Source organism: Acinetobacter sp. LT1, from assembly GCF_059800965.1.
In genome coordinates, this window is the sequence record NZ_JBBAXE010000025.1 from 15,454 (window position 1) to 38,399 (window position 22,946).

The 22,946-nt window shown below is 39.0% G+C and carries 23 protein-coding genes; 11 read left to right on the forward strand and 12 right to left on the reverse strand.

The window, feature by feature from the left end:
* Positions 1–11: 11 nt before the first annotated feature.
* Together dnaN and dnaA are read right to left on the reverse strand one after the other, a co-directional pair.
* Entirely contained in the window at positions 12–1,160 is a 1,149-nt protein-coding gene (dnaN, locus tag WBW42_RS18010; RefSeq protein WP_002115478.1) for a DNA polymerase III subunit beta, read from the reverse strand.
* A gap of 97 nt (positions 1,161–1,257) precedes the next feature.
* Positions 1,258–2,667, reverse strand: coding sequence for a chromosomal replication initiator protein DnaA (gene dnaA, locus WBW42_RS18015; protein WP_002115442.1), 1,410 nt, complete (start codon positions 2,665–2,667; stop codon positions 1,258–1,260).
* Between the two features lie 682 nt (positions 2,668–3,349).
* Here dnaA and rpmH point away from each other — a divergent pair.
* The 5 genes from rpmH (at position 3,350) to mnmE (ending at position 7,449) form a co-directional block, all read left to right on the forward strand.
* Entirely contained in the window at positions 3,350–3,484 is a 135-nt protein-coding gene (gene rpmH, locus WBW42_RS18020; protein ID WP_000831329.1) for a 50S ribosomal protein L34, read from the forward strand.
* 29 nt (positions 3,485–3,513) lie between these two features.
* A complete protein-coding gene (rnpA, locus tag WBW42_RS18025) occupies positions 3,514–3,906 on the forward strand; it encodes a ribonuclease P protein component (protein ID WP_005063921.1) in 393 nt (130 codons plus the stop codon).
* A 10-nt stretch (positions 3,907–3,916) separates the two neighbouring features.
* Positions 3,917–4,237 (forward strand): membrane protein insertion efficiency factor YidD, encoded by a 321-nt coding sequence (gene yidD, locus WBW42_RS18030; RefSeq protein WP_003656027.1) that lies wholly within the window; start codon positions 3,917–3,919, stop codon positions 4,235–4,237.
* A 5-nt stretch (positions 4,238–4,242) separates the two neighbouring features.
* Positions 4,243–6,003 (forward strand): membrane protein insertase YidC, encoded by a 1,761-nt coding sequence (gene yidC / locus WBW42_RS18035; protein ID WP_002115440.1) that lies wholly within the window; start codon positions 4,243–4,245, stop codon positions 6,001–6,003.
* A gap of 90 nt (positions 6,004–6,093) precedes the next feature.
* Positions 6,094–7,449 carry a tRNA uridine-5-carboxymethylaminomethyl(34) synthesis GTPase MnmE gene (mnmE, locus tag WBW42_RS18040; RefSeq protein WP_032012812.1) on the forward strand — a complete coding sequence of 452 codons (1,356 nt, stop codon included), beginning with the start codon at positions 6,094–6,096 and terminating at the stop codon, positions 7,447–7,449.
* A 48-nt stretch (positions 7,450–7,497) separates the two neighbouring features.
* Here the strand turns inward: mnmE and WBW42_RS18045 are convergent, their stop codons facing one another.
* Entirely contained in the window at positions 7,498–7,761 is a 264-nt protein-coding gene (locus WBW42_RS18045; protein ID WP_009392876.1) for a metal/formaldehyde-sensitive transcriptional repressor, read from the reverse strand.
* A 42-nt stretch (positions 7,762–7,803) separates the two neighbouring features.
* Between WBW42_RS18045 and dmeF the strand changes: the two genes are divergently transcribed.
* Positions 7,804–8,778, forward strand: coding sequence for a CDF family Co(II)/Ni(II) efflux transporter DmeF (gene dmeF / locus WBW42_RS18050; protein WP_080779872.1), 975 nt, complete (start codon positions 7,804–7,806; stop codon positions 8,776–8,778).
* Between the two features lie 95 nt (positions 8,779–8,873).
* Positions 8,874–9,572 carry a DsbC family protein gene (locus WBW42_RS18055; RefSeq protein ID WP_005804888.1) on the forward strand — a complete coding sequence of 233 codons (699 nt, stop codon included), beginning with the start codon at positions 8,874–8,876 and terminating at the stop codon, positions 9,570–9,572.
* Positions 9,573–9,624: 52 nt separating this feature from the next.
* On the opposite strand, the gene WBW42_RS18060 is transcribed toward WBW42_RS18055, so the two are convergent.
* From WBW42_RS18060 to WBW42_RS18095, 8 genes are all read right to left on the reverse strand, one after another.
* Positions 9,625–9,876, reverse strand: coding sequence for a GlsB/YeaQ/YmgE family stress response membrane protein (locus WBW42_RS18060; protein WP_002115476.1), 252 nt, complete (start codon positions 9,874–9,876; stop codon positions 9,625–9,627).
* 172 nt (positions 9,877–10,048) lie between these two features.
* Complete coding sequence (hpt, locus tag WBW42_RS18065; protein ID WP_002115408.1) at positions 10,049–10,576, reverse strand: hypoxanthine phosphoribosyltransferase; 528 nt, start codon at positions 10,574–10,576, stop codon at positions 10,049–10,051.
* A gap of 214 nt (positions 10,577–10,790) precedes the next feature.
* Positions 10,791–12,116 (reverse strand): guanine deaminase, encoded by a 1,326-nt coding sequence (gene guaD / locus WBW42_RS18070; protein ID WP_032057547.1) that lies wholly within the window; start codon positions 12,114–12,116, stop codon positions 10,791–10,793.
* Between the two features lie 56 nt (positions 12,117–12,172).
* Positions 12,173–13,228: a Rieske 2Fe-2S domain-containing protein gene (locus WBW42_RS18075; RefSeq protein ID WP_032057545.1), complete on the reverse strand. Its 1,056-nt coding sequence runs from the start codon at positions 13,226–13,228 to the stop codon at positions 12,173–12,175.
* Positions 13,229–13,519: 291 nt separating this feature from the next.
* Positions 13,520–14,680, reverse strand: coding sequence for a glutathionylspermidine synthase family protein (locus WBW42_RS18080; RefSeq protein WP_032012816.1), 1,161 nt, complete (start codon positions 14,678–14,680; stop codon positions 13,520–13,522).
* A 21-nt stretch (positions 14,681–14,701) separates the two neighbouring features.
* A complete protein-coding gene (locus WBW42_RS18085) occupies positions 14,702–15,067 on the reverse strand; it encodes a hypothetical protein (protein WP_032012817.1) in 366 nt (121 codons plus the stop codon).
* A gap of 188 nt (positions 15,068–15,255) precedes the next feature.
* Positions 15,256–16,212, reverse strand: a complete 957-nt coding sequence (locus WBW42_RS18090) for a TerC family protein (protein WP_017386224.1) — start codon at positions 16,210–16,212, stop codon at positions 15,256–15,258.
* A gap of 318 nt (positions 16,213–16,530) precedes the next feature.
* Positions 16,531–17,127, reverse strand: coding sequence for an undecaprenyl-diphosphatase (locus WBW42_RS18095; RefSeq protein ID WP_032012819.1), 597 nt, complete (start codon positions 17,125–17,127; stop codon positions 16,531–16,533).
* A gap of 136 nt (positions 17,128–17,263) precedes the next feature.
* On the opposite strand from WBW42_RS18095, the gene WBW42_RS18100 reads away from it, so the two are divergent.
* Entirely contained in the window at positions 17,264–18,514 is a 1,251-nt protein-coding gene (locus WBW42_RS18100; protein ID WP_032057544.1) for a low temperature requirement protein A, read from the forward strand.
* Between the two features lie 67 nt (positions 18,515–18,581).
* On the opposite strand, the gene mpl is transcribed toward WBW42_RS18100, so the two are convergent.
* A complete protein-coding gene (gene mpl / locus WBW42_RS18105) occupies positions 18,582–19,955 on the reverse strand; it encodes a UDP-N-acetylmuramate:L-alanyl-gamma-D-glutamyl-meso-diaminopimelate ligase (RefSeq protein WP_032012823.1) in 1,374 nt (457 codons plus the stop codon).
* A gap of 240 nt (positions 19,956–20,195) precedes the next feature.
* Here mpl and WBW42_RS18110 point away from each other — a divergent pair, with 240 nt between their 5' ends.
* From WBW42_RS18110 to WBW42_RS18120, 3 genes are all read left to right on the forward strand, one after another.
* The gene (locus tag WBW42_RS18110; RefSeq protein ID WP_075384089.1) at positions 20,196–20,558 is read left to right on the forward strand and encodes a DMT family protein; all 363 of its coding nucleotides are present in this window, start codon (positions 20,196–20,198) and stop codon (positions 20,556–20,558) included.
* A 283-nt stretch (positions 20,559–20,841) separates the two neighbouring features.
* Positions 20,842–21,357 carry a 5-(carboxyamino)imidazole ribonucleotide mutase gene (purE, locus tag WBW42_RS18115; protein WP_002115451.1) on the forward strand — a complete coding sequence of 172 codons (516 nt, stop codon included), beginning with the start codon at positions 20,842–20,844 and terminating at the stop codon, positions 21,355–21,357.
* 9 nt (positions 21,358–21,366) lie between these two features.
* Entirely contained in the window at positions 21,367–22,488 is a 1,122-nt protein-coding gene (locus tag WBW42_RS18120; RefSeq protein ID WP_002115409.1) for a 5-(carboxyamino)imidazole ribonucleotide synthase, read from the forward strand.
* The last annotated feature ends 458 nt before the right edge of the window (positions 22,489–22,946 follow it).

Below are 22,946 nucleotides of genomic sequence, written 5' to 3' on the forward strand. Positions count from 1 at the left end.
AGATAGCCAGATTATACACGCATCGGCATAACGACATAGGTTTGATCAGGATGTGCCGGATCTTGAACCAATACAGATTGGTTTGCCTCAGTCATGCTCATATTTACATCATCACCATCAAGCACACCTAAAACATCCAGCAAATATTGCGCATTAAATGACATTTCAAGCGGTATGTTTTGATACTGAATCGCTAAATCTTCAATCGCTTCGTCTTGTTCAGGGTTATTTGCACGTAGCTGTAAAGAATCTTGATTAAAATTCAAGAAAACACCACGTAACTTCTCATTACTCAAAATTGCGACGCGTTGTAATGATTGTTTAAACACATCATGGCTAATTAATACATGTTTATCGCCACCACGTGGAATTACACGACGATAATCAGGGAATTTTCCATCAATCAACTTTGTAGTAAAGCGAACAGTGATATCGCCCTGCTCTTTGTCACGGCTTGGCGTATTAATTGTGACATTTAACAATTCACGACCAATCAGCAACGTTAATTGTTCATCTTCAATGCTAAGTAAACGCTGTAATTCACCAACAGCTTTACGAGGCACAATTGCTTGGACCAATTGAGATGATGTAGAAGAAGCAGTAATTTCACAAAGTGCTAAACGGTGACCATCTGTTGTTACTGCACGTAATTGATTTTCATCAATTTCTAATAAAGTACCCGTTAAATAGAAACGTACATCTTGTACGGCCATAGCAAAAGCCGTTTTTTCAAATAAACGCTTTAACTCACGTTGAGTGACCTGTACTTGTGTACCTTGACTATTTTCAGTGGTCAATAATGGATAATCTTCTGCCGGTAAAGTACCTAATACAAAACGGCTATTACCAGATTTTAAAATACATCTTTGATCTTCTGTAATTTGTAAGTCAATCAATGCAGCTGTAGGCAATGATTTACAAATTTCCATCAACTTACGAGCAGGAACAGTTGTTTCACCTGCTTCAATGCATGCCCCTTCTGTTAAAACAGTACTGGCAACCAGCTCGACTTCTAAATCAGAACCGGTAATGGTGAGTGCCTGAGCATTAGTCTGAATTTTGACGTTTGAAAGAATATTCAATGTATGACGACGTTCTACCGCACCGACAACATGCGATAAAACATTGAGTAAGCTTTCTTTAGCGATTTTCAAACGCACGATTCATTCCTCTAGCAACTTGGAGCAAATATTTCATTTTTTAGCTGTGTACTATGCTGCACTTACGTAGACTTTGCAACAACGTCTTATCATTTCATTAACTCTGGAGTAGACGTAATAGATTTTTATAATCTTCGTCAAAAATCGGATCTTCTTCACGTAGACTTACTACTTTTTCACAAGCATGCATGACTGTACTGTGGTCACGTCCACCAAAAGCCATTCCAATTTCGGGAAAACTATCACCAGTCAACTCACGAGCAAGTCCCATTGCTAACTGACGTGGTCGCGCATAGATTCGAGTCCGCTTTGGTCCTACCAATTCTTTTAAAGGAATACGGAAATATTCACTAACCACACGTTGGATATTTTCTACACTAATTGTACGTGCACGGATTGCCAACACATCTTTTAAAGACTCGCGGACAACATCAAGATCAATTGGTGCACCTTTAAAACGAGAAATTGCGACGACTTTATTGAGTGCGCCTTCAAGTTCACGTACGTTGGCAACTACTTGTTGGGCAATAAATAATGCACAATTTCGAGGTAAATCAACGCCGCTATTTTCGGCTTTTTTCAATAGAATTTCGATACGAGTTTCAATATCTGGCGGTTCAACGCCTACTGAAAGACCCCAAGAAAAGCGAGAAACCAAACGCGGGTCTAACTCGGTCAATTCTTTTGGATAACGATCTGAAGTTAAAATAATTTGTTTAGATTCATCAAGTAATGCATTGAATGTATAGAAGAATTCAACCAAACTTGCTTCTTTACCTGCTAAAAGATGAATATCATCGACCAACAATAAATCTAAAGAACGGCAATTTTTCTTAAATTCTTCAACTTTGCCTTTTTGCAAAGAACTTACAAAATCCTGAACGAAGCTCTCAGAGGTCATATACATCACCCGTGCATTAGGCTTGGCTTGCAATAAAGCATTACCAACTGCCTGCATCAAGTGAGTCTTACCCAATCCTGTCGGACCATATAAGAATAAAGGGTTATGCTGTGAAGCACCTAATTGTGTTAATACCTTTCTACATGTTTCAGCAGCCATCTGGTTCGAACGGCCTTCAACAAATAAAGAAAAAGTAAATTGGGGGTTTAATAGTTTCTTTTTCGGTGTTTTTGGGTTCACTACACTATTAGTAGTAGGTGAACTGGAAATAGAATCTGGTTCTTTTTTTACTTTAATACTTTGTTGGGGCGCAGTTTGCAAAGCAGCAGTTGTAGTTGCTGGCTGCTCACCTGATGACAAAATACTACCAGGACGAGAATCAACTAAAATCTCAACCTGACGTACTCGCCCTTCTGATAACTGTTCGGCCAATATAGAAATTAATTCTAGATGGTTCTCTTGAATGTAACGCGTCCAATAAGGATTAGGTGCATAAAGACGCAGTGTCCCTTCTACTTCTTCAGCAACTAATGGGCGAATCCACATCGCAAAGACGTTATCAGAGAGCTCTTGTCGCAAGCGAGTTAAGCAGTCTGTCCAAAGCATGTGTATCCCCTATTTCTGCGTTTTTAAATTCAAATAATCTAAAGATTAACCCTTCCTGATGAGAAGGGGTCGCCATTCTAACCAAGTTATCCACATCTGTCATGACGATTTCAGTTGATTTTGTCTAAAAAGAAATCTCTTGTGAATAAATTTAAATTCAAAATGGCTTGTGTATAACTTTTTGCACAACCTGTGGATAAATTAACACATAAACTTATCCACAATCCATAAATATAGTAAAAACAGAGTTATCAACAACCCAAATATGTGTTTTTTAAATTTAAAAGTGCGAAATCCACAGAAAAAGTTATCCCTAATAAGAATAAATTTAAATTTCTAAATTTGAATTTATTTAATAGGGCGGTGATCTTTTGTGGATAACTGCAAAATATGAATTTAAATTCAAATGCAGCAAATCCAAACCAAGATGGTATCTTGTTTTGTTGATAAATATGTATATAAGGTGTGTATATATTAAAAGTTCTAATAAAAATAGACAATTACTTTGTGTATAACTTTTAAAGCTATATATTGCACTGAATTATGACCGTGATAAAAAAGAAGAGAAGAGATTAAAAATTTGGGTTAAATACAAAACTTTCTTGGTTTTTCATTGACAGCGTAAACATTGCACAATAAAATCGCGGACCTTTATAGAAAGATCATTTTTGGGAGTTTCAATATGAAACGTACTTTCCAACCATCTGAATTAAAGCGTAAACGCGTTCATGGTTTCCGTGCTCGTATGGCAACTAAAGCTGGTCGTCAAGTATTAGCTCGTCGTCGTGCAAAAGGTCGTCATAGCTTAACTGTTTAATACTGTTACGCTGACCAGACTTGGGTGTGATGACACTTTACAGTTTTAGCACAGACGTGCGAATACGCTGTGCTGCAGATTATAAAAGTGTATTTGATGGTGCGCTTTTTAAAGTGCATCAACCCCATTTTTTATTTCTTGCAAAATTAACCGAACAGCCTAAAAGCCGTTTGGGTATTGTTGTTGCTAAGAAAAAAGTGCGCCGAGCGCATGAAAGAAATCGAATAAAACGTCTTGCTCGTGAGAGCTTTCGTCTACATCAGCCGAATTTTGGATCAGACATAGATGTTGTGGTGATGCCGAAAGTTGGTATAGAAACGATTACGAATGCTGAGCTATATCAACAATTAGACTTTGCTTGGCAAAAATTACAGCGCTTAGCAAAAAAACATTCTAAAGTTGGCACAACCTCGCAGAATTAAGAGATAGCCAATGGTCCGTTTTCTACGTTGGTTGATTCGACTGTATCAAATTGCGATTAGTCCGCTTCTTGGACCCCGTTGTCGTTATATCCCGACTTGTTCCCAATATGCGATAGAAGCATTGCAAACTCATGGTGCGATAAAAGGCGTTTGGTTATCTTCTAAACGGATATGTCGTTGTCATCCGTGGGGAGGATCTGGATATGATCCGGTACCGCCAAAAGCAATTCGTTTTATTTCGTTTCATCAAATAGATTCTCAAACGCATCATGTTGCTGTACCCTTTCGTGATCGTTTACTGAAGCAAAATCTCTCTAACCATTTGGGGTAATAGATATGCAACAATGGGCCAGGTTTGCAATTCTCGGGGCCATGTTTGTCACCGCATATTTGCTCATTTTGGCTTGGCAAAAAGATTATGGAAATGCTGCAACTGCTCCGCAACAACAAGCGGCAGCTGTAAGTTCGCATGAAGTATCTGCTGATTTGCCAAATGCTAAAAATGCAACAGTGGCTTCCGATGTGCCACAAGCAAATATTGCGCAGTCACAAACCACAGATGCAACTGCACCTGTGAATCAACAGCTTATTTCAGTACAAACTGACCTTTACCATATTTGGATTAATCCAAAAGGTGGTGATATTGTTCGTATTGAATTACTCTCACACGACAAAAGCAAAGACAGCGATCAACCTTTTGTTATGCTTGAAAATGATGCCAAGCGTACATATGTTGCTCAATCTGGCTTAATTGGTTTGAATGGACCAGATAGTAGTCGTGGTGGTCGTCCATTATATGCTGTTGAAAAGACATCATATACTTTGGCTGATGCTAAAGGTGTACAGGACCAAAAGGGTCAATCTGAAAAAGTTTTAAACGTTCCAATGGTATTTAAAACACCTGAAGGCGTTGAAATTATTAAAACTTTTACCTTTACTCAAGGTCAATATCCAATTGTTGTAAAACATCAAGTCATTAACCGTAGCCAACAAAGCTGGCAAGGTCAGATGTTTGGACAATTAAAGCGCGATAATTCTGAAGATCCAGGTAAATCTTCTCAAGGTATTTTCACTCTAGGAACTTTCTTAGGTGGAGCTTGGGGAACGCCTGATGCACATTACAACAAGCTTAAATTTGCTAATTTCTCAGAAGAAAAAGTAAATACTGAAGCTAAAGGTGGATGGGTTGCGATTGTTCAGCATTATTTTGTAAGTGCTTGGATTCCTGGAAACCTTAAGCTGACTCAAGCTAATGGTCAGCCTTATGTAGCTAAGCTTGAATCTCGTCAATCTGCTGATCACATGAATATCATTGGTTTTACCTCACCAGTGATTAATGTTCCGGCAGGCACTTCAATGGAAGTGGATGCAAAACTTTATTCAGGTCCGAAAGTACAATCTGAATTAAAAGATTTAGCTGTTGGTTTAAATCAGACTGTTGATTATGGTTGGTTATGGCCGATTGCTAAACTCTTGTTCTTAGGTCTTCAATTCTTCCATAGCATTGTGGGCAACTGGGGATGGTCAATCATCTTGCTTACCATTATGGTGAAGATGATCTTGTGGCCTTTATCTTCAAAAAGTTATCGTTCTATGGCGAAAATGCGTGTGATTGCACCAGAAATGCAACGCATGAAAGAAGAGTTCGGTGAAGACCGTATGCGCTTCTCGCAAGAAATGATGGCTTTATACAAGCGTGAACAAGTAAATCCACTTTCAGGTTGTTTACCATTGTTGCTACAAATGCCAATTTTCCTTGCTTTGTACTGGGTACTCATGGAAAGTGTGGAATTACGTCACGCACCATGGTTAGGTTGGATTCAAGACTTGTCAGCAATGGATCCTTGGTTCATCTTGCCGTTAATCATGGGTGCTACCATGTTTGCACAGCAAATGTTGAACCCGCAACCCGCTGATCCAATGCAGGCAAAAGTGTTCCGCATTATGCCGATTATGTTCACGGTATTTATGTTGTTCTTCCCTGCCGGTCTCGTACTGTACTGGATTGTGAACAACAGTATTACTATTTTACAGCAGTCGTTTATTAATAAGAGCGTTGAGAAAAGTCGTATCAATAAGACTGAATCAGCTTCTTAATCGTTGAACTTTTGCTGAATAAATCCGCTTAAGATGGTAATCTTAGGCGGATTTTTCTTTGGCTGGATTTTAGGTTTTTAGGTGAATAATATGCAAAGTCAAACCACGATTGCCGCAATTGCAACGCCACCTGGGCGTGGTGGTGTGGGCGTGATTCGCCTATCTGGACCTAAGGCTTATGAAATTGCTCAAAACCTGACACAAAAAAACTTGCCAGAAGCGCGTATGGCGGGTTTCCGTAAATTTTATGATGCTGATGGCAGTATTATGGATGAAGGGATTGTTCTATGCTTTCCCAATCCTCACTCGTTTACAGGTGAAGATGTTGTAGAGCTACAAGGTCACGGCGGTCCAGTCATCCAAAATACCTTGCTTGGACGTCTATTTGAGCTTGGTGCAATTGCTGCAAAAGCCGGCGAATTTTCCATGCGTGCTTTTGAAAATGGCAAGATGGACTTGGTACAAGCGGAAGCGATTGCCGACTTGATTGATGCGACTTCGCAAGCTGCGGCACGCTCTGCGGTTCGCTCTTTACAAGGCGCTTTTTCAACAAAAATTAATACTGTTTTAGAAAAACTGATTCATTTACGCTTGCATGTTGAAGCAGCAATTGATTTTCCTGAAGAAGAAATCGATTTCTTGGCAGATGGTAAAATTTTAGCTTTACTTGAAGATGTTCAGCAGTCGGTACATGCTGTTCAAACCTCTGCACGACAAGGTCAATTATTACGTGAAGGTTTGCAAGTCGTTATTGCGGGTAAACCAAATGCGGGTAAGTCGAGCTTGTTAAATGCACTTGCTGGTGTTGAGCGTGCAATTGTGACCGATATTGCAGGTACTACTCGTGATGTTTTACATGAAAAAATTAGCTTAAATGGTCTACCAATCACCTTAACAGATACAGCGGGTCTTCGTGAAACAGGTGACATCGTTGAAAAAGAAGGGATTCGTCGTGCAATCAAAGAAATTGAACAAGCTGATTTGTTATTGCTGGTTTATGATTTAAATCAAGGTGATGACCCATTAAAACTCGCTCAAGAGTATTTTGCTGAACATATTGAACCGCGTCGTTTAATGTTAATTGGTAATAAATGCGATTTAACTGGACAATTAGCTGAAATAAGCGATTTTCAAGGGTTCCGTCATATAACTGTTTCTGCAAAACAAGAGATGGGCGTACAAGTCCTCGTAGACGCGATTACAGCGCATGCAGGCTTCCACCCTGAGGAAGACACCTTTATTGCAAGAACACGTCATTTAGACGCAATGAAGCGCACGCAGCTCTATCTTTCAGAAGCACGCGAGCAACTTGTTGTATTTAACGCAGGTGAACTGGTTGCTGAGTCACTACGTCTTGCCCAAAATGCTTTAGGTGAAATTACTGGTGACTTTAGTGCCGATGACTTATTAGGCAAGATTTTTGGTTCATTCTGTATTGGAAAATAATTACAAAATTCTGAATGATGCACATGGCTGTGTCATTCAGTCATTTTGTTAACCGTATCTTTTTAAAACCTTTAAAAACTCATCTAGCTCATTTTGATCAACTTGTGCGTCTTTGAGCACGTGGTGATGTAAATGCTGTTCCATTAATTCACTCATCAAACCGTTTATTGCCCCTTTAATTGCAGCAACTTGTTGTAGTATTTCTATGCATGAAATATCTGGCTGTTCAACAGCATGCTCAATGCTGTTGATTTGTCCTTTTAGTCGTTTTACACGATTAACTATTTTTTTATCCTGACCAATGTGACTCATCTGTGTTCTCTTGTATAATTCAATATACTGGTAGGGAGTATATTGGGTTTAAATATTATGCAGGATCATAGTGTATCACGTCATCATCAACATCAGTTTGATGAAGGAAATCCACTTGCACAAAAACGTATTTTGATTGCAACGATTTTAACGGCATCCATGATGGTTTTAGAAATATTCGGTGGATGGTTTTTCAATTCAATGGCGCTTCTGGCTGATGGTTGGCATATGAGTTCCCATATGTTGGCTCTCGGTTTAGCCTATTTTGCCTATCGCGCGGCTCGTCATTATTCTAAAGATCGTCGGTTTAGTTTCGGAACTTGGAAAATCGAGATTTTAGCGGGTTATAGCAGTGCAATTTTGTTGATGGTTGTCGCCATTTTTATGGCGTTTCAGTCGATACAACGTTTATTTAATCCAGTTGAAATTTTTTATAATGAAGCGATTCCGATTGCAATTTTAGGTTTGGTCATTAACTTGATTTGTGCATGGTTACTTCACGATGATGGGCACCATCACCATCACCATCACCATCACGAACATGATCATGGGCATCATCATGATTTAAACCAAAAAGCTGCATTTTTACATGTGGTTGCAGATGCAGTAACTTCTGTTTTTGCAATTATTGCGCTTTTCGCAGGTAAGTATTTCGGATGGGATTTTTTAGATGCACTTTTAGGAATTTTAGGTGCTATTTTGGTTGCAAAATGGTCTCTGGGATTAATGAAAGAGACAGGAAAAACCCTTTTAGACGCAGAAATGGATCATCCGGTAGTTGAAGAGATCCGTGAAGTCATTGCTGAGTTTCCTAAATATATTGAAATTACGGATATTCATGTCTGGAAAGTCGCGAAAGGTAAGTTTTCTTGTATTTTGGCACTCGAAACTGATGATATTTCTTTAACCGCAGATCAGATTCGTCATGCTTTGTCCATTCATGATGAAATCGTGCATATATCTGTAGAAATTAATACTCTAAAACGTATTTATGTTCCACGTGAAACATTGGCATAAATGAGTGGAAGTTTGGTTATAACTCGGTAATCAGTTCTGTTTTAAAAAGCTGAACTGATTAAAATGATCTCCTCTCCTACCTATGAGTCAGTTTTATGCTTAAAAAATTAGGAATATTGGCGTTATTTAGCCTAACTACAAGTGTGAGTTTCGCTAATGTAGATACTGTTAGGGAAAATATTAAAAAACAATATCCTAATTTGAAAATTAGCAATATTCAGAAAACTGAAATGCCTGGGCTATATAGCGCTAATCTTGATCAGCAAATCATTTATGTTGGTGAAGATGGGCAACATATGTTTGTAGGCTCTATGATTCGGTTAAAAGACCAGAAGAACTTAACTAAAGATCTAGTTTTAGGACAGAACTCAATTGATTGGAAACAACTGCCTTTAAAAGATGCGATTAAAACAGTCAAAGGTAATGGCCAACATGTTTTAGCAGTATTTTCTGATCCAAATTGTCCTTATTGTAAGCAGCTTGAACCTGAACTCGATAAGCTTAAAGATGTAACTATTTATACGTTCATCTATCCTTTAAAACCTCAGTCTATTGTGGTTTCTAGACAAGTTTGGTGTGCACCAAATCAATCTTACTCATGGAAAAAACTGATTCAGCAAGGTGTTAAACCAACAGTTACGAGCTGTGCAAACCCAATTGACCGTAATTTAGAATTAGGAAAAAAACTCGGCTTTAACGGCACCCCTACCCTAATTTTTGCGAATGGTTTCAAACTGGTTGGCGCACGCTCTGCTGAAGAAATTCAGGCCGTATGGAAAGAGTTAGGTCTTTAAAATAAATTAAAAAAAGCACCATAAGGTGCTTTTTTTATAAATGAATTAAGGTTTAGCTTTTTCGTGCAATCAAGTTGTAGATAAAAAGAATAACGATGGCACCAATCACGGATGCGATAAAGCCTGCAGCTGAGTTTTCGCCGTAAAGTCCAAGTAAACGACCACCATAAGTAGCTAGAAGTGAACCTGCAATACCAATCAAGGTAGTTACGATGAAACCTGCTTTATCATCCCCAGGATGCAAAGCACGAGCGATTAAGCCAGCAAAGAAACCAACTACAATAGCGACAATAAGTGACCACATATTTGTTCTCCAGTTGTTTTTTTGATGAAGTTAATGATTTTGCTTCATATTCTATCGTGCGGTAGAGCTGTCTATTTTGTCTGTAGCAGATTGCGACTTTTTGTGTCTTTTTTGTTCAAAGCTAAGGTTTTATATAAAAAAATAGCACCTTGCGGTGCTATTTCTCTGAAATTTATAAACCAATTTCACCAATAAAAGGTAAGTGGCGATATTTTTGGTCGTAGTCTAAGCCGTAACCCACAATGAATCTGTCTTCTACTTCAAAACCTAAAAATTTAACTTCAAGATCAATTTCACGGCGAGACGGTTTACTCACTAATGTGCAGAGTTGGATTGAATTTGGCTCGCGAGTTTGCAACATTTCAACGACTTTGCTTAAGGTATTGCCTGAGTCGATAATGTCTTCAACCACCAATACATCTTTACCGCGAATTTCACCGTCAAGATCTTTTAAGATTTTAACATCTCGACTTGAAGTCGTACCGCCGCCGTAGCTAGACACTGTCATGAAGTCGAGTTCATGCGGTTTGGTAATTGTACGGCACAAGTCTGCCATGAAAATAACAGAACCACGAAGTAGTCCAATAAGAACTAATTCTTTATCACTATTTGCATAGTGAGCGTTAATTTGCTCGCCGAGCTCTTTGACTTTTGCTTGAATTTCTTCGGTTGAAATCATGATGCTCATTGCAACAGTCATGGCAGATTCCTACAAGATATAAAAGAAAAAATAAAAAAGGTGTTGACCTGCAACACCTCGAAAATCTGAGTTAATGGTAAAATTTTAAAGCAAAATGACGTTTCATGCACCCTTTGATGGCTGTGAAATTTTATCATTTTGCGGATTATGTCGATCACGCTTTAATGCAAGAGCGCATATTCCAAATAATAACAAAAACTTAACAATGCCTTTTTTATTTGGCTGTTTCTTTTTGATAAGCACGGTTTCCATAAATATAAGTCGCCTCAATATTACGGTCATCACCTAAAGTGAATAATGCAAACAGTGAATCTTCAACAGATTTGGATTTAGACTGGCGAAGTTCCTGTAATGCTGTTGGCTTAAGATTTAGTACCACAAAGTCTGCTTCTTTACCGACGTTGAAGTTGCCTAACTGATCTTGCAAATCAAGCGCTTTTGCTCCGCCTAGGGTTGCATGATAAAGCGCTTCATAAGCTGAAAGTTTATCACCTTGTAACTGCTGAACCTTATAAGCCTCGTTAACGGTTTGCAGTAAACTAAATGATGTACCAGCACCGATATCTGTACCCAAGCCCACTTTCACTTGTTTTTCCCATGTTTTTTTCAATGGGAATAAACCACTGCCTAAGAACAGGTTTGATGTTGGACAAAATGCGATAGCCGATTGCGTATCATGCATACATTGCCATTCTTGATCTTCTAAGTGAACGCAATGCGCAAATACAGAACGTTTACCAGTCAAGCCATAATGTTGATAAACATCTAAATAGCCAGCTTGTTCAGGAAATAAAGATTTCACCCAAGCGATTTCATCTTTGTTTTCACTTAAATGGGTATGTACATAAACATCTGGAAATTCTTGTTTTAACTGCCCTGCTCTTTCTAACTGTTCAGGTGTAGACGTTGGTGCAAAACGTGGAGTAATCGCATAGAGAGCACGGCCCTTACCATGCCATTTCTCAATCAGTGCTTTGGTGTCGCTGTAAGCCGTTTCTGGCGTATCACAAAGCGCTTCAGGTGCATGGCGGTCCATGAGTACCTTACCAGCAATTAAACGCATCTGAACGTGTTCTGCGGCTTCAAATAAGGCATCAACAGACTCGGGGTGAACTGTACAGAAAACCAGTGCTGTGGTTGTACCGTGTTTCAGTAGCTCTTGAACAAAGAACTGGGCAATTTCACTTGCATATGCTTTGTCCTGAAACTGGATTTCAGTGGGAAAAGTATAGGTATTGAGCCAGCTTAAAAGTTGTTCGCCGTATGCTCCAACCATTTCTGTTTGCGGGAAATGAATATGGGTATCAATAAAGCCAGGTACAATCAATTGTTCTGGATAATGTTGAATCTCAACCCCAGCAGGTAGATGCGCCTGAGCGTCTTCCCATGCACCAAACCATTTGATTTTTCCATGTTCACTAACCAATACGCCATCTTCTAAATAACGCACTTGATTTGGAATATCAGTTGGCTCAGAGACGGTTTGCTGGATATCTAAAAAACGACCACGCACAACGGTGGTATTTGCGATCAATGACATGGAAAGCCTTTATATTTTCACTTTTTTCGATTGATTGTACCCCAGTTAGCCAATATTTAAACGGTATAACGTTTACTTAGTCCCCATTCAGCCAAAATCCGTCGATAAGTTGTTGATGAACGGTCTGCTTCAAAATGTGCTTCCATCATTAAATCAAGCGGCAGTTCTTCTGGTTTTTGTGATTCGACCATCTCTTGGTCTTCGGCAAAAATTTGCGCATTAAATGCATATACTTTTTCTAAATCGCCTGTTTGGTCAAAGTTACGGGTGAGTGGAACAAATAAACGGGTTTTATTGCTTGAAATAGGGCAACAGGCATTCAAGATTTTTAAGACCCCGCCTTCTGGAAAATCGACCGTGAGCACGGCTGAAAAAGGTGGATAAACCTCAAAAGTACGCTTCCATAAAAAACCTTCTGGTTCGAGATGTTTTAGTTCATGCGGATAATTACTGACATTGCTGATATAGACCGTTTTTAAACCATAGTCGGTACGTTCAGTGTGATATTTAGGGACGATGGGATTATCGCGATTTGCAAAGGCATTGTGATGTACCCAAGCAAAATGAGCGACATCGATAAACCCTTCAAGTTGACGTCCGCTAGAACCACCAATATCGACGAAAGGCGGTAAAATTGATTGATGCTCTGCGTGGTCCCAAGTATCTAATATAGGAATATTAGCTTTAACAATATCACGACCATGAATACTGGTCCAAATGAGACCATATCTTTGTACAACTGGAAATTTGGTCAGAGAAAAACGATCAGAAATTTTAGTTAGTTCGGGCTGAGCTGGTATTTGAGTACATTTCCCTTCGCTGTTATAGCGTAGCCCATGATAAGGGCAGACAATCTCCTCACCATCCACCCAACCTTTGGTTAATGGCACCCCACGATGTGGGCAAATATCTCGAACCAGATGAATTTCCCCACTTTCTGTTTTATATAACGCCATATTGACGTCTAGTAGCATGACTCGTTGAGGTGCAGTAGAGACATCTTGTGTACGTGCGACGGGATACCAGTGGTTCGATAAAATTTCCCAATCTTTTGCTTCAAAACTGCTGTTACACGGCATGGCAAGGGGCGTTAAAGTTGGAATCGCATTCATGGCATCACTCCTTAAAAAAATTAGGGCTCTCGCGAGCCCTTAAAATCTAGGCTTTTTTCTTTTTAGGAGATGCAAAGAGCTTGCCAATATTGATTTTTAATAAAGAAAATAAGGAAAAATTATTAAAATACATAAATTTATATTATTGTGTTTTTGAATTTTTGTTCTAATTTAGCTTTAGAAACTAAAGTTCATTATTCGCTATATACGTAAAATGCACTGATTGACCGCGTGGAAGGCACAATAAAAAGGCACCTAAACAGTGCTTTTTAAAATACCTCTAGGCATTTATTACTCGACAAAATAATGTGCTGCAAAGTGAGCATCATTACCAATAATGTCATAGCAATCTTCACGAATAGACATGCCTGAACATTGATGTCCAACCATCCATAAACCGAGTGTAGGTAGTTGCCCTGAAAATAATGGGGTATCTACCCATTTCTGTACGACATAACCATATTTGTCATAGTCATCAAAATGAAAGCTACCAGAAGCTGAGCCTTGGTCATGACCATCTTGTAAAATTCGAATATTGGCCCCTTCCCTTGCCAAAATCGGCTTTTTCACCCATTTGCCAGACAACGCTTGTTGCGGGTCATAGGTATGGGTTTCGACCAACATTGGATGGTTTGGATAACGCTTCCAAAGCTCAACCAAAATCGCTTTATTTGAAAGTAACATTTTCCAGCAAGGTTCAATCCACTGTGTTTGTGGATGGATATATTGAGAAAAGGCTTCTTCCCAGATCCATTCCCATGGGTAGAGCTTAAATATGTTTTGAATGGGCTGATTATGAAGATCGACAAAGTCTTGCCCGTTCCAACCTATGTTTTCCATAGAAAGCTCGGAAACCTGTAGATGAGCTTGATAAGCGGTATCCATCAAGTACTCGAGATTTCCCCAGTCTTCCCTTCCAGCTTCCTGACAAGCAGCAAAATGCACATGGCTACCACGCGGTAAAATTGTCTTCCAGCGTTTAATCAGGTCTTCATGAATGCTATTGAATTGATCTCGGTTTGCAATGCCTGAGACTTGTTCTATCCACAGCCACTGCGCCACAGAGGCTTCGAGTAAGCCAGTCGGCGTGTCGGCGTTATATTCCAGCATTTTGATATTTCGCCCATCGTAAGCGAAATCAAAACGGCCATACAGCATAGGGGCATTTTGTTTCCATGAATGTTCAATATGGTTTATGGCAACTTCAGGAATTTGAAAATAAGCAGGATAGTTTCCCCGTTGAATGAGGTCTCCTACTACTGCTAAACACATCTGATGCAGTTCATTTGCTGCATCTTCAAGTTGTTCAATCTGCTTAAGGGTAAACTCATAAGCAACTCCTTCAGACCAGTAAATTGAGCCATCAAGAGAAGGTAAATTAAAATAATCAAAACCAATATTTTGATGCTCCACTTGCCAGTCTGGTCGTGGAGTAAATATTTTTCTTTTCATATTCAGTGAATGCCTAAAGACTTAGCCGCCGAAAGAAAAACCGCTACGGCCAAAACCACCACGAATTGGGGATGAAAAAGACGAACTTTTCGCTGTACTTGAAATAATTGGTCGGCCTACACTCAAATTGCTGTAAGGATGTAAGGTATTGCCGTGGTAAGAAACTTCCCGATTATTTTGATAATACGCAGGCCCTAAATAGCGACTACTAACATAGCTAGAACCATGTCCACTGGAGCTATTTTCTTCTTCACAGGTTTGGGTATTCCAGTCGCGAGCACAGTCATATTGGTTGTTATATACGTCTTGTACTAAAGGACCATCATTATGGCTACATGCCGTGAGTAATAGAGGGACAACGACAAGATTAATTTTTTTAGAACGCATGAGACTCCACACATTTTAATAAGTATGTTCGGCATAAAATACCGAATAGCTGTTATCTATTATGTTTCTGATTAGGAAAGATAAATTTTAAGTTGGCATATAATATTAATCTGTTTTTTTAAAGTACAGTCTATTTTTAAAATTTAGATAACAAGGCATCTCACGTGTAGATGCCTTGTTGTGATGAATTAAGACTGCAATTGCTTTTTGTTGTGTCGTAAAGAAAGGTAAGCAGTGATTGCTAATACTATTACGATAAAGCTTAACGAGATCCAGATTGGCATGTGGAATACATCAAGCAACAACATTTTCGCACCAATGAACAATAAAATGATGCCTAAGCCGTATGGCAAGTAATGCAATTTAGTCGCAGCGCCAGCAAGTAAAAAGAACATTGCGCGTAAACCTAAAATTGCCATTAAGTTCGCCGTTAAAACAATAAACGGGTCGCTAGTTACCGCGAAAATAGCAGGAATAGAATCTACTGCGAAAATCACGTCCGAAGCTTCAACCAAAATCAAAACTAGAAATAACGGCGTTGCCCACAATAAACCGTTTTGACGTACAAAGAATTTGTCACCTTCAAGCTGTGGTGTAATACGCATATGGTTACGTAACCATTTTAAGAGCTTGATATCTTCAATATTGGTTTCTTCATCTTGGCCTTTTAAGAACTTAAAGCCTGTATATACCAAAAACGCACCGAAGATATAAAGTACCCAAGAAAACTCTTGAACGAACCATGCACCAATAAAAATAAAGAGGGTACGCAGTACGATGGCACCTAATACGCCGTAGAGCAAAATTTTACGTTGTAGTGCAGCTGGAATAGCAAACGCTGCGAAAATCATTAACCAGACGAAAACGTTGTCAATTGCGAGGGACTTTTCGAGTAAGTAACCCGCAAAGTATTCCATAGTTTTTTGGTTTGCTAAGGTCACCCCAACTGTTTGTTGTAGGTAAAGCCATAAACCACCGCCAAATAGGGCTGCGACGCTTACCCACGCCACACTCCAGTAAGCAGCTTGCTTAATTGAGACATCCTGACCTTGCTTTTGCTTAAAGCCTAAAAAGTCAATCAGGAGCATCACAATGACTATGCCAAAGAATGCTATGTACAGCCATAAATTGCCGATCGATTCCATAAATCCTCCATACATCCGGCAATTGGGCATAAAAAAACCTCGACCAGTTGCCAGATGAATTAAACATCTGTATCAACATGATCAAGGTCTTGCCTACACCATGAATTTCACGATGCTCAGATACCGACTTTTTAATAAAAGCGTATTGACGATATCTGACACATAACATTGCTGTTATGTTTGGAGGAGGCTACTCCCCTTGTCAAACTAAATTCTTTTTTGGATAAAACATATCCAAGTCCACATAGAATGGCAGATTTTTTTGTATTACGCAACTGAACTTAATGTCGTGGTTTGAATGCCAAAAAGATCTATGGGTTATTTAATCAAACCGCGGTCTAAAAGTGGTTTGCATATAATTTGATAAAGGTGAATACAGAATGCGGTCAAACTTGTACCGTAAGCATTCCAGAAGTAATAACCTGCTGTATTGACTAGTAGTGCGACAATAAAAGCCCCTAACATGTCTAAAGGGAAATGCACACCTAAATAAATACGTGACCACGCCACTACAAATGATAAAAATATAAGGATAATTCCAATTATTTTGCGCTGAGCAAACAAATAAGATAAAGCAATGGTGCTAAAAATCAGCATATGATTACTTGGAAAAGATGCCGTTGGTGCATGTTCAATAAAAGTCGTACCCACACCCATGACAAACGGTCTTGCGTGATGGTAAAACAGAGAAATAACGTAACCGACTAAAAGCGATACGCAGGTTAAAAAGACAGATTTAATGACCCTATTTTTTAAATCTTGATCGCCATAAAACCATAAAAATGTAAGGATGAATAAGAGAATATAGAGGAGATCATTAGCAAAAAAGATAGCAAGACGAATGATAAATTGACTCGCATCCTGAGCCCCATTAATCACATGGAATAAGCTAAGGTTGAGTGTTTCTAAAGACATTCATATTCCAAACAAGAACAAAAAACGTGGGCTATGATAAAGAATTAAGCCTGTTATCTTGATAAAGAATTGTCACAAAAATGAAATATAGTTTGTTTGTGAGTAAAGATTAAACAGCAGGTCTAGATATTTTTTAATGCGTGTTCTGGGCGTTAATATTAAAGTGTTAACGTGTTGGCACTTTATTCGAGAACGTTATTTTATGACTACTCAAGAAAAACAGAAAAAATTAAGCTTGAGGCCCCTATCCCCAAGAGATCCTGATCAGCAGCATAGAGCAGCGACTCCACTCGAATTATTGTTCGATTTAATTTTTGTGGTCGCGATTGCAACAGCGGGTCAGCAGTTACATCATGCAATTATTGAAAATCACCTCTGGCATGCATTACCAAGCTACTTGATGGTATTTTTTGCGCTGTGGTGGGCATGGATGAATTTTTCATGGTTTGCTTCTGCTTACGATAACGATGATGCATTGTATCGATGCCTTACCTTTGTACAGATTGTAGGGTCATTGGTGATGGCAGCGGGTATCCCTGATGTATTTCGTAGTCAGGATTTTGATGTAATCATTATCGGTTATGTGATCATGCGCATGGCCTTAGTGACTCAGTGGCTCAGAGCAGCAAAACATGATCCTGAACGGCGAGTTACGGCTTATCGCTATGCAATAGGTATAGTCTTAGTACAAATTGGCTGGCTTGTCGCTAACTTTGCTCATGTACTTTCAATACCTCTATTTTTATTTCTGGTTGTCGTGGAATTATTTGTTCCAATCTATGCAGAAAAATATTCACCAACGCCGTGGCATCCTCATCATATTGTAGAACGTTATGCCCTACTCACAATTATTGTGTTGGGTGAGTCGATTGTCGGTAGTTTTAATGCCATACGTGATGCTTTAGCCGCTCAATCAATGAATATCCCTGCTATTTTCTTAATGGTCGGTGGATTGATGTTGATGTTCGCAATGTGGTGGGCTTATTTTGACCGTAGTGAACAACATCATCATATTAAAGGTGTGCGCCCATTTGTTTGGGGATACGGTCATTATTTTGTTTTTGTCAGTATTGCTGCGGTAGGTGCTGCGCTTGCTGCTGCCGTGGATGTTACAACCCATCATGCGCATATTTCTGATTTATATATGGGAATAGTTGTTGCGGTGAGTGTGGTGCTTTATACCACCTGTATTTGGATACTTTATGAGTTTCAATGCTTATCTGGAATCACGAAATGGTTTTATCCAATCACAGCGCTCATTATTTTATGTATTCCGTTTATTTGTAATAACGTGGGATATAGCGTTTTTGCGATGGGCATTGTCTATAGTTTACGTTTAATGGTTTCTAATAAATTTATGGCCAATATAGAGCCAGAAAAGCTTTAAAAGTCACTGATAAAAAAATGGGTTTCAATTTGAAACCCATTTTTTATTGAATCATCTAAAGCGAAATTTAAGCAGCTTTTGCTTTTAATGCGCTCATTAATTTTTGATGTAAGCCACCGAAACCACCATTAGACATAATCACAACGGCATCGCCCTCACCTGCTTCATTGACAATACGCTCAATAATTTCATCAAGTGAACGGCTTACTTGAGCGTGGTTAGAAGCAGCTTCAATTACAGGTTGTAAATCCCAATCTAAGCCTTCTGGCTGATACCAGATCACTTCGTCTGCTAAGCGTGCTGAATGTGCTAAGCCATCTTTATGACTGCCCATGCGCATGGTGTTTGAACGTGGTTCAATAATGGCCCATAAACGGCGTTCACCTAAGCGTTTGCGTGCGCCATCTAAAGTCGTGTCAATTGCTGTTGGATGGTGAGCGAAGTCATCATAAACCTCAATACCATTAACTGTGCCGAGTAACTCCATACGGCGTTTTACGCCGCCAAAGTTAGACAAAGCTTCACAAGCTTGTTCAAGAGCCACACCCACATGCTGAGCGGCTGCAATTGTTGCCAAAGCATTCGCTACACTATGTTGCCCTGTCATGTTCCATTTCACTTCGCCAACGACATTGCCATTTTCGAGTACTTTAAAATGGCTGCCATCAATTGAAATTAGTTCGGCAGATAAAGCTGCTTTTTCATTCGCTTCTAAACTTGTACGAATCACTGGTGTCCAGCAACCCATTTCAAGCACTTCATCAATATGCGTTTCAGTAATTGGCGCAATAATACGGCCTTCACTTGGAATGGTACGCACAAGATGATGGAACTGTTTTTGAATCGCTGCTAGGTCATCAAAAATATCGGCATGGTCAAATTCAAGGTTATTTAAAATCGCCGTCTTTGGGTGATAGTGAACAAACTTAGAACGTTTATCAAAGAAAGCAGAGTCATATTCATCGGCTTCAACACAGAAGTATTTACCACCGCCTAAACGAGCACTTTCACTAAAACCAAGTGGAACACCACCAATTAAAAAGCCCGGATTTAAACCAGCTTGATCAAGTACCCAAGCCAACATGGTCGTAGTTGTTGTTTTCCCGTGAGTACCTGCTACACCAAGTACATGTTTACCTTGTAAAACATGATCGGCAAGGAACTGTGGACCAGAAATATATGGTAGGCCTTCGTTTAGCATATATTCAACAGCATCAATACCACGTTTCATGGCATTGCCGACAATAACCAAGTCCGGATGAGGCTGTAAATGGCTACGGTCATAGCCTTGCATGAGTGTAATGCCTGCATTTTCTAACTGGGTAGACATCGGTGGGTAAACGTTTAAATCGGAACCGGTTACCTTATGTCCTAAATCACGAGCTAAAAGTGCTAAAGAGCCCATAAAAGTGCCACAAATACCCAAGATATGCAGATGCATTGCTCGCCTTCTCCACTGCTTTTGTACACAACATTAAAATGAATTGCTGTGTGTGCATTATTGATAAATTTGCCAGCAACGATAGCAAGGCTAAACTCGAAAAGATAGTCAAAAATCGTTGTTGTTCTATGTGTTTGAGGCCCTGATAAAACTACAGCTTTATTTTTTAGATTTAAGCTGAATTACAGTTTTATCTTTTATAATGTTTTGTATCGTTAAAATACTTAAATCATCGTGATGATGAAGGATGTGCCTTTGAGCCCAACGGTTTTAGCTTTTACGCTATTAATTATTTCTAACTGCTTTATGACACTTGCATGGTATGGGCATCTTAAATTTTTGCACCATGCTCCACTTTGGCAAGCGATTCTATTCGGTTGGATTATTGCCTTACTTGAATATAGTTTTATGATTCCAGCCACTCGTATGCTAAGTGCACAAGGCTGGTTACTCGGTGAAATGAAGATCACTCAGGAAGTGGTTACATTGGTCGTGTTTGTACCTTTTATGATTTTCTTGTTTAAGCAACCCTTTAAACTCGATTACTTATGGGCGATGTTATGCCTATTTGGTTGTGTTTATTTCGTATTTAGAAGCCAATAATCTATGATAGCTTGTATTGAATAATTGGTTCTATACAAGCTATTGATTTTTCAAATACCTGCTTATCTTTCAGATATCTAATTAATTAATATTAATAAAAATTGAGAATGTGTCACTGTTAAACCATGACATTTTTCTATCAAATTAAAAATATTCACAGAGCTGGTCAGTTAAATTTTCGTGAGATGAAAAATCAGTCTATAATAATGGGCTTCCGAACCATTTAAAACTTGGCTCTCGTCGAGATTTATCTTTTTTTACTTTTGTCTCTGGAACATTAGCAATGAATGCGGCCGCAGCACAAGACGCTCAACCTCTCGTTGGAATTATTATGGGTTCTCAATCTGATTGGGCAACTCTCGAAAACACAGCCAATATGCTTAAACAGCTTGGTGTCCCATTTGAAGCGGAAGTGGTATCTGCTCATCGTACTCCAGATCGTTTATTTGAATATGCAGAAACTGCACGTGATCGCGGTATTCAAGTGATTATTGCCGGTGCAGGCGGTGCAGCGCATTTACCTGGAATGTGTGCCGCAAAAACTGATTTACCTGTTTTAGGTGTGCCAGTTAAATCATCAATTTTAAATGGTGTAGACTCTTTGCTTTCAATTGTACAAATGCCAGCAGGTATTGCAGTTGGTACTTTAGCGATTGGTCCAGCTGGTGCAACGAATGCGGCAATTATGGCTGCACAAATCTTAGGTTTAACTCGTCCTGAAATCGCAAAAAATGTTGCTGATTTCCGTGCTGCGCAAACTGATAAAGTTGCAAGCAAAAATATTCCGGGTCAGGTGTAAGAGGCTGAGATGGATAAAACTATCGGTATTTTTGGTGGTGGGCAACTGGGCCGTATGATGGCTCAAGCAGCGTTACCATTAAATATTCAATGTACTTTTTTTGAAGCAAATACAGATTGTCCAGCAGGTGTTTTAGGCCAGGTTTTTTCTAGCCAAGATGAGCAAGGTTTAAAGCAGTTTATTGAAAGTGCTGATGTTTTCAGTCTTGAGTTTGAAAATACGCCAGTTGAAGATGTTGATGTTTTGACACAAACCAAAACATTGCATCCTCCCCGTGTTGCTTTAGCGACTGCGCAAAATCGTTTGTCAGAAAAAGCATTGTTTGATGAGCTTACTATTCCTGTTGCGCCGTATCGTGCTGTAGATAGCTTAGAAAGCTTGAAAAAGGCTGTGGCTGAGCTTGGTTTACCGATCGTGCTTAAGACTGCAACTGGCGGATATGATGGCAAAGGTCAGTTTGTACTTCGTTCAGAAGACCAGATTGATACTGCTTGGGCTGAACTTGGTCCTGCAAAAAGTCTAGTTGCCGAAAGCTTTGTTAAATTCTCTCGCGAAGTTTCAATCATTGCGGTGCGTGGCCAAAATGGTGAAGTAAAAACTTGGCCATTGGCTGAAAACCATCATCATAATGGTATTTTATCGCATTCAATTGTTCCTGCACCGAATAGTGAAGCTTTGCAACCCGTTGCTCAAGACTACATTACTCGTTTGTTGAATCACCTTAACTATGTTGGTGTGTTGACTCTCGAGCTATTTGTAACAGAACAAGGTTTGTGTGCAAATGAGATGGCACCGCGTGTGCATAACTCAGGCCACTGGTCAATTGAAGGCGCAGTTTGTTCTCAGTTTGAAAACCATATTCGAGCTGTTGCAGGATTACCACTAGGCTCAACAGAAGTTGTTCGCCCAACGGTTATGATCAATATTATTGGTCAACATCCTAAAACTGAGGATGTACTTGCCTTAAATGGTGCTCATCTGCATCTTTATAACAAGTCAGAACGTGCTGGCCGCAAATTAGGTCATATCACTTTAATGCCTGTGGATAGTAATGAATTGACGAATTTATGCCGTCAATTGGCGGAAATTTTGCCAGAACCACTCGCTTTAACAGCAGATATGACCCTCTAAAAGTATTTTTAATTCTCTAAAAAGCGATCTTCGGATCGCTTTTTTTATCTTTTAAATTTAAAAAATAATAGAACATGCATATTTTAGGGTTGTGGATAACTTTAATTGGAACTTTTGAATTTAAAAAAGCTACTGTAATTTGAATTTAAAACCACAAAAGGCAGCCTCGGTTGTTTTTGAATTTAAAATTAGTTATCCACAAAAGTGTTTTTAAATTTAAATGAGAGAGTTGGGTATACCTTTTTAAATTCAAAAATAGAAGTCTATTAGTATGAGGTTTTGAATTTAAAAATTTTGGCTGATCTTTAAATTTAAAAAATACGGTTTTGTGGTGATTGGCTACAGCCTGTAATAAATAATAAGGAGATATAGAATAGGATTAAGAAATAGAAGTGCTTTTTGCTCTGTTGTGGATAAAGTTATCCACAATAAAGAGAGGTTTGTAGTTTAAATTTAAA